This is a genomic window from Type-F symbiont of Plautia stali (assembly GCF_059731105.1).
Window position 1 is genome coordinate 3130547 of sequence record NZ_AP035909.1, and the last position, 12802, is coordinate 3143348.

General features: G+C 52.3%; 9 protein-coding genes and 1 pseudogene. 9 read left to right on the forward strand and 1 reads right to left on the reverse strand.

Translation table 11 applies throughout. From position 1 onward, the window contains the following. Positions 1–11: 11 nt before the first annotated feature. Positions 12–2327 (forward strand): primase-like DNA-binding domain-containing protein, encoded by a 2316-nt coding sequence (locus AC6I7A_RS14890; protein WP_058957987.1) that lies wholly within the window; start codon positions 12–14, stop codon positions 2325–2327. 346 nt (positions 2328–2673) lie between these two features. Then, positions 2674–2969: pseudogene (locus AC6I7A_RS14895) on the forward strand (IS5/IS1182 family transposase); the annotation flags it as partial. A gap of 202 nt (positions 2970–3171) precedes the next feature. Here AC6I7A_RS14895 and AC6I7A_RS14900 read toward each other — a convergent pair. Next, positions 3172–3975 carry a hypothetical protein gene (locus tag AC6I7A_RS14900; protein ID WP_153009220.1) on the reverse strand — a complete coding sequence of 268 codons (804 nt, stop codon included), beginning with the start codon at positions 3973–3975 and terminating at the stop codon, positions 3172–3174. Between the two features lie 1203 nt (positions 3976–5178). Between AC6I7A_RS14900 and AC6I7A_RS14905 the strand changes: the two genes are divergently transcribed. The 7 genes from AC6I7A_RS14905 to AC6I7A_RS14935 all read left to right on the forward strand — a co-directional run bounded on the left by AC6I7A_RS14905 (position 5179) and on the right by AC6I7A_RS14935 (position 12797). After that, entirely contained in the window at positions 5179–6000 is an 822-nt protein-coding gene (locus tag AC6I7A_RS14905; RefSeq protein ID WP_058957971.1) for an RNase A-like domain-containing protein, read from the forward strand. A gap of 7 nt (positions 6001–6007) precedes the next feature. Next, a complete protein-coding gene (locus tag AC6I7A_RS14910) occupies positions 6008–6304 on the forward strand; it encodes a contact-dependent growth inhibition system immunity protein (protein ID WP_058957970.1) in 297 nt (98 codons plus the stop codon). Between the two features lie 479 nt (positions 6305–6783). Beyond that, on the forward strand, positions 6784–8040 hold the full coding sequence (gene oxlT / locus AC6I7A_RS14915; protein WP_058957969.1) for an oxalate/formate MFS antiporter: 1257 nt from the start codon (positions 6784–6786) through the stop codon (positions 8038–8040). 441 nt (positions 8041–8481) lie between these two features. Continuing rightward, complete coding sequence (locus AC6I7A_RS14920; protein ID WP_009088604.1) at positions 8482–9312, forward strand: DeoR/GlpR family DNA-binding transcription regulator; 831 nt, start codon at positions 8482–8484, stop codon at positions 9310–9312. Positions 9313–9324: 12 nt separating this feature from the next. Further along, entirely contained in the window at positions 9325–10308 is a 984-nt protein-coding gene (locus AC6I7A_RS14925; protein WP_046102395.1) for a substrate-binding domain-containing protein, read from the forward strand. 1 nt (position 10309) lies between these two features. Continuing rightward, positions 10310–11815: a sugar ABC transporter ATP-binding protein gene (locus AC6I7A_RS14930; RefSeq protein ID WP_058957968.1), complete on the forward strand. Its 1506-nt coding sequence runs from the start codon at positions 10310–10312 to the stop codon at positions 11813–11815. After that, positions 11808–12797, forward strand: a complete 990-nt coding sequence (locus AC6I7A_RS14935; protein WP_058957967.1) for an ABC transporter permease — start codon at positions 11808–11810, stop codon at positions 12795–12797. Before AC6I7A_RS14930 ends, AC6I7A_RS14935 begins: the two co-directional genes overlap by 8 nt. Positions 12798–12802: the final 5 nt, after the last annotated feature.

Consider the following 12802-nt stretch of genomic DNA (forward strand, 5'->3'; position numbering starts at 1 on the left):
AGAACATGCAGATGAAACATATCGTCTCTGACACCGTAAAGGCGGCCACCGGATTCTGGCCGCAGCTTCTGCCTGCCCTCGGTATCAGCGTGTTCGCCGGGGGGCGACACGGTGCCTGCCCGGCGTGCGGCGGTAAAGACCGCTTCCGTTTTGACAATCAGGACGGGCGCGGAACGTGGCTGTGTAACCAGTGCGGGGCCGGTGACGGCCTTAACCTGGTGGAAAAGGCGCTCAGTATCAGCGCTAAAGAGGCCGCCATGAAGGTGGCCGGAATGCTCGGCACGCTGCCGGAGTCAGCCCCGGTTATCCATAATGAAGCCGCAGACAAAAGCCGCGCGCAGGCAGACGCCGCCGCACGGGCGCAGACACTTATCGCCGCCGCTGTCAGCCGCACGGACAACGCCTACCTTTCATCGAAAGGGCTGCACGGTACGCAGGCGCTCACACTTGCTGATGCGCTACGCTGTGGTGGCATCAGCTTTGCCACCGGGGATGTGCTCATCCCGCTGACCGGCGAAGACGGTACGGCTGTTAACGTGCAGCTCATCAGTGCTGCAGGCGACAAGCGCACACTGCCCGGCGGACAGGTGAAAGGCACATACTGGCTGGCAGGCGAGCCGGATGGCAAAACGCTGTGGCTCACTGAAGGATACGCAACCGGCCTGACCGTGCACCGGCTGACCGGCGAGGCGGTATACGTGGCGCTGAGCGCCAACAACCTGCCCTCACTGGCAAAGCAGCTGCGTGAGCTACACCCCGGCGCGCTGATGCTGATTGCCGCCGACCGCGACGATAACGGCACCGGCCAGTTAAAGGCAGAGGAAGCGGCAAAAGCCTGTGGCGGGAAAACCGCACTGCCACCGGTTACGGGTGACTGGAACGACGTGTGGCAAGCGCAGGGCGATATCGCCACGCTGGCGCAGCTCACCGACTTCACGCAGCCGCAGCCGCTCAGCCCGTTTGAATCCGTCAGCGAGGCTGACCTGAAGGCCATGAGCGCCAGCCAGAAAGCCGAGTTGCTGGTCGCCCATTACGGAGAGGCGCTGGCCGTGCCGCCGGTCGGGGAGGAAATCTGCCGCTATGAGAACGGCGCATGGCAGGTGATGGAGGCGAAGACGCTGCGCCGGGAAATCGCCGCGCTGTTTCAGAAAGTACGCGCACCGTTCTCGGCTGCCGGTATCGGCAGCGTGCTGGACACGCTCAAGCTGATGGTGCCGCAGATGGGTGAACCATCCCGCCGCCTGATTGGTTTCCGTAACGGCGTGTATGACACCACGACAGGCACCTTCAGCCCGCACCGCCGCCAGCACTGGCTGCGCACCGTCAACAGCGTGGACTACACCGCCCCGCGTCGGGGTGAAAACCTTGCAGACCATGCCCCGGCCTTCTGGCGCTGGTTAACGCGGGCAGCCGGACATAATCACGACAAGCAGGAGCGCATCCTCGCGGCATTATTTATGGTGCTGGCAAATCGCTATGACTGGCAGATGTTTCTCGAAGTCACCGGCCCCGGCGGCAGCGGTAAAAGCGTCATGGCCTCGATAGCCACTCTGCTGGCCGGAAAAGACAACACCACGTCCGCCACTATCGACACGCTGGAATCCTCACGCGAGCGCGCCAGCGTGGTGGGTTTCTCGCTCATTATCCTGCCTGACCAGGAGAAATGGAGCGGCGATGGCGCGGGCATCAAGGCGATAACCGGCGGCGATGCGGTGGCAATCGACCCGAAATATCGCGATGCCTACTCCACACACATCCCGGCGGTGATTCTGGCAGTAAACAACAACCCGATGCGCTTCAGCGATCGCAGCGGCGGCGTGTCGCGCCGTCGGGTAATCCTGACGTTCCCGGAAGTGATACCGGCTAATGAGCGTGACCCGCAGTTGCTGGATAAAATCAGCAACGAGCTGGCTGTCATTGTTCGTCATCTGATGCAGCGCTTCGCGTCACCAGATGAAGCGCGCGATCTGTTGCAGGCGCAGCAGTCATCGGGCGAAGCGCTGGAGATAAAGAGACAGGCGGATCCGCTGGTCGATTTCTGCGGCTACCTGATGCCGCTGAGCACGCCAAACGGGTTGTTCATAGGCAATGCAAATATTCGCCCAATTAATCCGAAGCGATATCTCTATCATGCGTATCTGTCATTTATGGAATCGCGTGGACATCAGCACCCGCTCAGCCTGACAGCTTTCGGTCAGGCGGTGCCGCAGACTCTTAAAGAGTATGAGCGCACCCTTCTGAAGCGCAGGACTAATAACGGCATCCAGACTAATCTCACGCTACATGAAGACAGCGAGGCAGATTGGCTGCCAGCATGTAGCCCCTAATTACTACTCCACGTAAACCGGCTTAGGCCGGTTTTTTTATATTTGATGCGATTATTAATATCAGCCAAGGTCCGCTAAGAGCGAACAGCAGACGTTAGAAGCAGCTTTAAACCTAGATTAAAATTATTTCTAAAAACTTCATTGAAAATTAATCTATAATTATCATGAAACATATTTTCATTCAGAGTATTTATTTTTATTAGCTTAAGTTAACGCTGATTTTTCCAAACCTTTGTTAGTTCGGAATAAATATTACTTCCGGTGTGTATTGGTTGAGAGCATCCTGAATAAAGCGCTCCTAAGGTGTAGCAATGTGACATAATGAATTGCGGCGTAATAATTTACAATTAGCGCCCTCATCCCTCCCCAAATGTGAGAGGGGTACTGGCCGAGCGAGTAAGTAGACCGTAACAGAGCGGTTGCTATTCAACGTCTAAGTGGGAGCAATGCTCGGTAGAAATAGACACGGAATATAACCGTCGCTCCATTGCGGAAACGGCAATTTCTCTCGTAAAACAACTTTTCGGAGGCTCGCTTACACTGCGTGATAATGACGGTCAGGTCGCAGAGGACCTATGCATGGTAAGTGCATTGAACAAGATGACAAAGGCTGGCATGCCTGAAAAAAATCCGCCACGGTAATATTTATCCCAAATCTGTTTTATTCAACAAAGCCGCTATAAATTTAAATAGAAACATTAAAAGCTTAATGTTAATCATAAATTTAATAAGTAATAGCTATAAAAACAAAATTTCGGTAAACCTCCTTTTCTTGGAGGATTACCTTATAATATTCTTTTAACGCCAATAAGCCAGATCTAAAACAGGCAGCGCTGCATAATCTTTAAGACAAATGATAACCAAAAAAATGCACTACAATATTTAGAGTGTTCTTTGCCAAGAAAAGTACTTCCTCTGAATTCAATGGCACTTGCTTTCCAACCTGAACCGTTGTGTCCCCTGTTTTATCAATATACTTTTGATCAACAACGCCTAAAGAATGGGCAAACAAATGCCTTTTTTGAAAAATCCGTGTAAATTCATTCAGATCATCAACAACGTCTTCAACAACTATTAAATCAGCCATTTTATCCTTCCATCCGCTTACATTCTGAAAGGATGGGGTTTTGAAATCGAAAATATTTTTATTATGCATGTGAATTTCATAGCACCTCTTCATTACACCATCAAATGCACTGACAATATCTGACAACAACTGTTTTAATTGTTCTCGGGAATAATTTTGAATAACCGCCACTTCAGCTTTACTCACCATATCCCTCATAACTTCTCTTGGGTTTTCAATAAAGCATATGGGGCATCTGTGTATATAACCGTTGAATGCGTAGGGGGTTTTATATTTTTTACAAATAGTATCTATATCAAAACTTCCAGCATCATCTCTGAGTTTGGCTATAGGCCTAAAAGTGTCAATAAGACCACCATAACCGCAAGCGGATGGGCATGCTAAATAAATTTCGTCATTCCATCCCGTTTTGCATTCTGGAAGCATTAGCCAACTCAAATCCTGACATTTTGGACAGGTAATTACCAGGCCAGTCCTGTTTGGATCTAGTTGATTAAGCTTTTTTTTATAATTTTTTTCATGTGACGCATGTAATTTTTTATAGGCTTCATTTTCAGACATAAACTCCCTCACTTTAACTAGAATACTGCTTTCATCTTCAACAAGAATAAAACATAGAAAAAATCATTCAATTTCAATTACAGATACCAAAAAAAACAGCATTTTAATACTATTTATTCTAGGGATATAATATGGCTACTGCTTTTGTCTGGCCTTATGGATGTCAGTTTACAATAGCATTACGGAGCCATGCCGAACAGCCTGTCCGGCACACACCAGAAGCAATGACGTAAAAGGCTATGACCTGCCCCCCTTAAACTAACATGCCATTCGCCAGCAATGGCTGCAGTTGGCACAAAGTGGACCATTGACAGTAGCAGCGCCTAATAACTTCATATTACGCATAATGGCTCAGGTCGCTTTTTGTGATCTTGGCTAAGGTGCTCATCAAAAGTGCACACTAGTATACATCCCCCCTCAAATCATTCACCGGATAAATAATTGAAATTATTACATAAAAACCATATGTGAACAGTGTGAATACTTTTCTCTAAAATGATTTTATTATGAATCACGCGCCAGGCATTCGTTATCCTCGCCGGGCTGCTCCGGGGTATGAGATCCAATAATTGGTACACGTTTAGGTACACTCAACAAATCTGAATTGGATAAAAGTGTATAATTACATAAGGTTGCAAAACTATTTCAGATTCCGCCAGCACTAAAATTCTCCATCGGTGATTACCACGGTCATCCGTTGAAGCCCCAAGAGCCCGCACGGCGCAAGCCCTGCGGGCTTTTTTGTGTCTGCGGCCTGCTGGCCCCCTGCCAATAATCACGACGATTATCCATTCCTGATGCTGACTGATTTAGCTTTAATAGTGGTGACACCGGCACTTTCACCTCACACCGCCGCGAGCAGTAGTTGCTCAACGTAAGCAACTTGGACTTCACCGCCTTGCTTCTGAATGAAAACAGCGAGTTCGACTGACTACCCACATGCAGTCATTACCCCCGCAGCAAATGAACCGGTTCAGGAGCTTTTTTTTAATTCCAGCCAGAAGTGATTACTCCATATGTACACCAATGTACACGCAGCCCTTATCCCTTCAACACCTAACAAAATGATTTAGAATACTTAAATCTAAAATGATCAGTGCAAATCATTTTCACTATGATCATTTCTGGCCCTGAAATGATTGGTCATGTCAGAAAAAAGTTTAGAATGGTCCTGTTTGTCTTCTAAACACATGAGGTTGCATTATGGATGATGGCATAAAGATCGCGATGTCCCCTGTTCAGCTTGCTGCCGCGCTCTCTGACAAAACAGTGACAGAAGCGGAAACGATGAGCAACCGCCTTATCGGAGGGCTGGGACTTATCATGGGTTCACTTGAGCTGGCTGGTGCCACCGCTCTTTGTATCGCACCTGAACCAACTGGTTTAACAAAAGCAGGATGTGTAGTTGTTGGCGCACATAGTCTTGATAGCATTCACGCTGCTGCAAACCAGCTCATTGTGGGTAGAGACACCCGCACGGCAACTTACGAGGCAGCAACAGCAATTGCTAGATCCTTTGGAGCAGATGACGAAACGGCGATGAAAATCGGGCTGACTGTCGATATTGCTGTTCCAATAGGATTTGCACTTGGCATCGGCGCAAGTCGGGTAGCAGCAGTAAGGGCTGGCCGCATCAAACTCAGTGAGCATGAGTCAATGACGGGTTTTAAACCCGGCGGACACACGCTTTCCACACATGTTGGCAAAAGCGATACAGAGCTATTAGCCCGCTTTGAAGCGAATAAACGTTTGCAGTATTCCACCACCTTTAGCAATGTGCATGTTGCAGAAGAAGCCATATCGCGAGCGCTCTTTGCTAATCGGGGCGTTATAAAATCTGTTCTTGGCGGAGGCAGGCAGGGAGCAAGGCTTACTATTCGTTATGCATCTGGTAAAGCGATTGGCTACGGTTTCAGGCGCGGGAATAACCAGCGGATCGTCATGACAAATGTGAGAATTGTTATCGAGTTTCAGCAATATAACGGCAAACCTTATTACATTCTCACCGCTTTCCCGGATCTATAGGTACAAAATGCAAAACTTCCACTTTCTTGACCAGCTGATTTTCGGTTATTTCAACCAGGACGCCGACATCATCAATGATGGCGAGGATACGATTGAGGGCATCATTCGACTGTTCAAAAGGTCAGCGCCAGACTGGATGCTCAAAGATCTCGTCGAAGAAGTTGATGATTTTATCTGCACTTATGGTGATGGTGTCGAAGAGGAGTTCAGGAAACGATACGAGTTTGATTTTTCACCTGAGCTTTGGGAAACCACCGCTCATGGATTCCTGATGACTGTGCGTCAGATCTCGTCAGAGAAATGAGACTTTAAGGAGTACATTTCCTGATGAAAAAAATAATTAGTACACGTAGGAAACTGAACGCAAAAAAATAATAATTTGCGATAGTTATCCAGACTCTGCCAGCTGCCCCTCTCCCCCCTGAAATCCCGCCACCCTGCCGGCTTTTCGTCTCCTTCATTCTTCCTGTAACCTCTTCAGCACACCCTCTTTAAATCAGTCACTCCCCACGCTCATCCCATTCCTGCGCACCAACTCAGCGCACTCATATTTTGCACTGCATCACACTTATCACTTTGCCATCCGTTTTAACCCCTGATTTTGAAGAATTTTTGGATTGGCACACTTCCTGCACACTTCTCAGTCACGTCGTTCCACAGGGATGATGACCTTAAAGATTTAGCATCAGCCGTTAACCGTCCGGATATCTGCGACGCCATAAGAGTGGCATAAAAAGCGGGCGGAATCTGGCTGCATTACAGAACGTACTTCCGGAGAGAGCCATGACCTCAATTAGCGAACCAGTGGTAATAGCGAAACACAGCAAGTGGGTACAGCTTCTGCTTGGCTTAATCTGCATGGCAGCCATTTCCAGCCCGCAGTACGTCTGGACGCTGCTGACCAAACCGATGATGGCCAGACTCGGCGTTGGGCTGGCGGAACTGCAGGTAACGTTCTCAGTGCTGATTATTCTGCAGACCTTTTTCTCACCCTTTCAGGGTCGGCTGGTGGAGCGTTTTGGCCCGCGCCTGCTGATCTCAATAGGTACGCTGATGGCTGGCTTCAGTTGGGTCATTGCCGCCCGGGTCGATAGCCTGGCCGCACTTTATCTGGTTTATGGCTGCCTCGGCGGACTGGGCACGGGGATTGTTTATATCGGCGTCGTGGGGCTGGTGATGAAATGGTTTCCACAGCAGCGCGGTTTTGCCGCCGGAACCGTGGCGGCGGGCTACGGCATGGGCGCGATTTTTACCACCTTCCCCATTTCCATCTCTCTCAACAGCTACGGTCTTGAACAGACAATGACGGTTTTTGGCCTGCTCTTCGCCGCGGTAGGTCTTCTCGCCAGTCAGAACTTAAGGCTGCCCGGAACCAGCATGATGACGCCGGTCAGCACACCATCCGCACCGGTGGTGAGCCAGCGCCAGTTTAAATCCGGGGAAATGCTGCGTCAGCCGCTGTTCTGGCTGATGTTTATGATGATGACGATGATGTCGACCTCGGGTCTGATGGTGACGTCGCAGATGGCAATTTTTGCCGAAGACTTTGGCATCAGCAAGGCGGTCATTTTCGGTATGGCCGCGCTGCCTCTGGCGCTGACCATCGATCGTTTCACCAACGGTTTAACGCGACCGCTGTTTGGTTTTATCTCTGACCGCTATGGGCGTGAAAACACCATGTTTATTGCCTTCGCACTGGAGGGCGTGGCGATGACGCTGTGGCTGGCGTGCCGTGAAGATCCGTTGCTGTTCGTTCTGCTCTCAGGCGTCGTCTTCTTTGGCTGGGGTGAAATCTTCTCGCTTTTTCCCTCCACACTCACCGACACCTTCGGCAGTGAAAATGCCTCAGCCAACTATGGCTGGCTCTATATCTCTCAGGGCATAGGCTCGATCTTTGGCGGCCCGCTGGCGGCGCTGATGTATCAGCACACCCATAACTGGCACCTGGTCTTTGGCTGCGCGATTACCTTCGACTTTATTACTGCCGGGTTGGCGTTATGGGTTCTCAAGCCGTGGCGGGCACGCTTTATGCGCCGGTAAGTCTGGCGCTGGCCACGCAGAACATACAGTGTACAGCCGGGACCCGAAGTCCCGGCCAGAAAAGCAGCTCCATCCCTCACCATGCCCGGAATCGCCATACGACTCTCACCCTCCGCCCGCTGTCAGATGGATCAGTTCCCTTCATGAAAACGTTAAAGCGTAAGCTTAAACGGTCAAAACCACATAAACGGTCACAAACAGTCATGCCTTTCCCGTAATAGCGGTATAGTCTGTTCAGCCGGTATTTTGTTTTTACCGGCCCTCAGCGCGAAAATATGTGAGAGGAATCACTTTCAACTGCAATTAATTGCATGGCTTTGCATGTTTTATTTCGACTTCATCACTTAATAAAGGGCGTCACTATTTGCCCACGTGGACTCCTGCCCAGTCCACATTTTCCCATGTTCGCTTCCAGTAATTTATCTCCATCGGAGGAAAAGTATGTTGCCGATTGAAAGACAGCAAAGAATTATTAATGAGATTAATATTAATGGCCGGGTAATTGTCTCAGAACTGGTCACGCTTTGTCAGGTTTCACAGGAAACCATTCGCCGGGATTTAAGCCAGCTGGAAAAGCGCGGTTTATTACAGCGCAGCCATGGCGGCGCTGTACTGATAAAAAAACAAAGCACCGGCACGCCGGGAAATAACAGAATCGCTAAAGAGAACGAATTATCCTTCCGGCAGCGAATTAATGAGCACGCTGATGAAAAAATGATCATTGCCAAGCGTGCGCTCGACTTTATCAGCCCCGGCGACTGCATCCTGCTGGATAGCAGCACCACCTGCTGGTATCTGGCGCGACAGCTGCCGGACATTGAGTTAACGGTATTAACCAATTCGCTGCGTATCGTGCAGACGCTGGCGGCGCGCGGCAGTATCCGCACGATCTGCCTGGGTGGGGAATATTCCGATCGCGATGAAGATTTTCACGGCGTGGTGGCCGAGCAGCCACTGCGTGAATTTCAGATTAATAAAATCTTTTTTTCCTGTAGCAGTCTGGGCAACGACGGATATTTACGCGAAGGCAATGAGAATAATGCGCACCTGAAACAACAGATGCTGCTGGCCGCAGAAAGAAAACATCTTTTAATGGATGGCAGTAAATTTCTGCGCCCCTCTTTTGCCCGTATCTGTCACTACCGTGATGTCGATTTTCTTATTACCGACCAGTTAAAAGATAAAGAGCTTGAACAGGAACTGGCATGGAATGGTGTCAACGTCATCGTCTGTTCTCAGCGTTATCAATCCATGCAGCTAATTAAAAATTAATCCGGAGTCTGTATGAAAAAACATCTTATCGCCTGCTCTCTGCTTGCCCTGTTTGCCGCCTCTGGTGCGCAGGCCGCAGATAAATTACGTATGGGTATTGTGGTTAAAATAGGCGGTATTCCCTGGTTCAATGCCATGGAGACGGGCATTAAAAGTGAAGCGGCTAAACGTGGTATCGATGCGTGGATGGTGGGGCCGACCGCCGCGGACCCGGCGCTTCAGGTGCGCGCCATTGAAGATTTGATTGCGCAGAAAGTCGATATCATCGGCGTGGTGCCCAACGACCCGAAAGTGCTGGAGCCGGTGCTGAAACGGGCCCGGGACGCCGGTATCGAGGTGATTACCCATGAGTCACCCGGCCAGCAGGGCGCCAACTGGGACTTCGAACTGGTCGATGCGACCACTCACGGCATCAACCATATGAAAGCGCTGGCGAACTGCATGCACGACGAAGGCAAATATGCCATGTACGTCGGCAGCCTGACGGTGCCTCTGCATCAGCAGTGGACCGACGCCGCGCTCACTTATCAGAAAGAACACTATCCCGGAATGCAGCTGGTCACCGACAAGTTTGGCGTCGGCGAATCGCTGGATGACTCCATCCGTACCACCAATGAGCTGATGTCAAAATATCCCGATCTGAAAGGGATCCTGGCGTTTGGTTCACAGGGGCCTATCGGCGCCGGGCGTGCGGTGATGAACCGTAAAAAAATCGACCAGGTCTGCGTCATTGGCTCTTTCAGTCCGGGCCAGGGTGCCTCGCTGGTGCAGCGTAACGCCATCAAAGGGGGCTACATCTGGAATCCGGAGACCGCGGGCGAAGTCTTTGTCCGCATAGCCGACATGATGCAGAAGAAGGAGCCGATCACCGACGGCATGACGATTGAAGGGCTGGGCAAAGTCAAAGTGGATGAAGCCACCCACACCATTCTGGGTAACAGCACCGAAAGTCTGGATAAAGCCAACCTGCCAAAACTGGTAAAAATGGGGCTCTGATATGCAAGAGGTCACTCCACAGACACTGATTGCGCTCGGGAATCTGTCGAAAACATTTGGTGGTAACCGCGCACTCAGCGATATCTCCCTGACTCTGCGGGCAGGCGAAGTGCACTGCCTTGCGGGTACCAACGGCTGTGGCAAGAGCACTCTGATCAAAGTTATCTCCGGGGTGCACGCCCCGGACAGCGGCAGCCGCATCACGCTGGGCGACGGTCCGACGCTGCCGCGCCTCACTACCCGGCAGGCGCGCGACTTCGGTATCCAGGTGATTTATCAGGATCTCTCGCTGTTCCCCAACCTCAGCGTGGCAGAGAACATCGCCTTCGAGCATAACCTCAACGGCCTGCTGCGCTGGCACCACCGCGCACGTCTGCGGGAGAGCGCGCGCACTATCATTACCGAACTGAAGTTCGATCTCGATCTGGATGAGAAAGTCGCTGCGCTCTCTATCGCGCAGCGTCAGCAGGTGGCAATCTGCCGTGCGCTGGTCGCCGATGCGCGTCTGGTGATCATGGATGAGCCGACCGCCTCCCTGACCCGCACTGAGGTCAATCAGCTGCTGCGTACCGTGCGCTACCTGAAAGATAAGAACATCTGCGTGGTGTTTGTCAGCCACAGGCTGGATGAGGTGCTGGAGATCTCCGACCGCGTAACGGTAATCCGCGACGGACGCAAAATGGGCTGCTGGCCTGCGCGGGAGATGACGCCGCACCATCTGACAGAGCTGATGACCGGCCTGAAACTCGACTATCAGCTGAAAGCCCCGACGCGCAACAGCGATCGCGCCATTCTGGAGATCGAGTCGTTAACCCGCGCCGGTCAGTATCACGACGTCAATTTTAAACTCTATGAAGGTGAGGTGCTCGGACTGTGCGGGCTGCTCGGTTCTGGCCGTACGGAGCTGGCGCTGTCGCTGTTCGGCATGACACGTCCCGACAGCGGTAAGATCTGGCTCGACAGCAAGCCGGTGCGCTTTCGCGGCCATGAAGATGCGATCAAAGCGGGCATCGGCTACGTCTCGGAAGATCGGCTGACGCTGGGCCTGGTGCAGCAGCAGTCGGTGGCGGACAACATGGTGCTGCCGATCCTCGACAAGCTGCAGAACCGCTTTCACCTGATCGATGAGTACCGTAAGAACAAGCTGATTCTGCAGTGGATCCAGCAGCTTGGCGTGCGCGTCGCCGATCCGAATCTTGCCATCTCCACCCTTTCCGGCGGTAACCAGCAGAAAATTGTGCTGGCGAAATGGGTGCTGACCCAGCCGCGCATTTTGATCCTCGACTCCCCCACCGTCGGCGTCGATGTGGGTGCCAAGGCCAGCATCTATCAGCTGATCCATGAACTGGCGAAAGAGGGTCTGTCGATCATCCTGATCTCCGATGAGGTGCCGGAGGTCTGGTACAACTGTGACCGGATCCTGCACTTCCGCGATGGCACGATCCATGCCGAATACCAACCCGATAGCGTCGAACAGCAGCAGCTGGCGGAGGTGATCAATGCCTGACTTTTCCCGTTTCCGTCCGCACTCCAGTCAGGGCTGGCTCGCCTGGGTGCTGCTGGCGTTCATTCTGTTTTTCTCGCTCGCCAGCGACCAGTTTCTCACCATGCAGAATCTGCTGGATCTGGCGGAGAGCTACGCCGTTACCGGCATCTTTGCGCTGGGCCTGTTTGTGGTGCTGGTCACCGGCGGGATCGATATCTCGTTTGCGGCCGTCGCCTCGGTGGTGCAGTACCTGCTGGCGTCGCTGTTTGTGCAGTTCCAGTTCGACAATGCGCTGCTCAGCATTCTGCTGGCGGTGATGTGCGGCACGCTGTTCGGGGTGCTCAATGCCCTGCTGATCACCACACTGCGGGTGGTCTCCATCATCATCACCATCAGCATGCAGTCGCTGCTGTTCGGGCTGCTGATGTGGGTGACCGGCGGCCGCAGCCTCTACTCGCTGCCGGAATGGTGGATCACGCTGCGCAACGTGCTGCCGTTCAGCTGGCAGGGTGAGAGCTTCCAGGTCGGATTGCCGCTGGTCACCATGCTGCTGATCGCCGCTGTCACCGCGCTACTGCTGAACAAAACTAACCTTGGACGCCAGCTCTACGCCGTTGGCGGGGATGCAGAGTCGGCCCGCCGTATTGGTATCCGCGTCGGCCTGATTCACGTGTTCGCTTACGGCTGGCTGGGGGCGATGGCGGCCATCGGCGGGCTGGTGCAGGTCTATCGCATGGGCGAGGTGGTGCCCAACGCGCTGGTTGGCGGCGAACTGGACGTGCTGGCCGCCACGGTGCTGGGCGGTGCCAGCCTGATGGGAGGCAAAGGCACGGTGAGCGGCACGCTAATGGGGGTCTTCCTGATCGCCATTCTCAAGAACGGCCTCAACCTGGTCGGCGTCTCGAACTACTTCATGAATATCGTGGTAGGCGGCGTCATCATGATTGCGATCGCCGTGACCCACTACAAAAAACGCAAAGAAACTGACGTCAGTTTCGTGTGACCGAG

Coding starts and splice junctions, on each gene's coding strand:
- AC6I7A_RS14890 (WP_058957987.1), top strand. CDS start 12: ATGAAACATATCGTCTCTGACACCGTAAAGGCGGCCACCGGATTCTGG.
- AC6I7A_RS14900 (WP_153009220.1), bottom strand. CDS start 3,975: ATGTCTGAAAATGAAGCCTATAAAAAATTACATGCGTCACATGAAAAA.
- AC6I7A_RS14905 (WP_058957971.1), top strand. CDS start 5,179: ATGGATGATGGCATAAAGATCGCGATGTCCCCTGTTCAGCTTGCTGCC.
- AC6I7A_RS14910 (WP_058957970.1), top strand. CDS start 6,008: ATGCAAAACTTCCACTTTCTTGACCAGCTGATTTTCGGTTATTTCAAC.
- oxlT (WP_058957969.1), top strand. CDS start 6,784: ATGACCTCAATTAGCGAACCAGTGGTAATAGCGAAACACAGCAAGTGG.
- AC6I7A_RS14920 (WP_009088604.1), top strand. CDS start 8,482: ATGTTGCCGATTGAAAGACAGCAAAGAATTATTAATGAGATTAATATT.
- AC6I7A_RS14925 (WP_046102395.1), top strand. CDS start 9,325: ATGAAAAAACATCTTATCGCCTGCTCTCTGCTTGCCCTGTTTGCCGCC.
- AC6I7A_RS14930 (WP_058957968.1), top strand. CDS start 10,310: ATGCAAGAGGTCACTCCACAGACACTGATTGCGCTCGGGAATCTGTCG.
- AC6I7A_RS14935 (WP_058957967.1), top strand. CDS start 11,808: ATGCCTGACTTTTCCCGTTTCCGTCCGCACTCCAGTCAGGGCTGGCTC.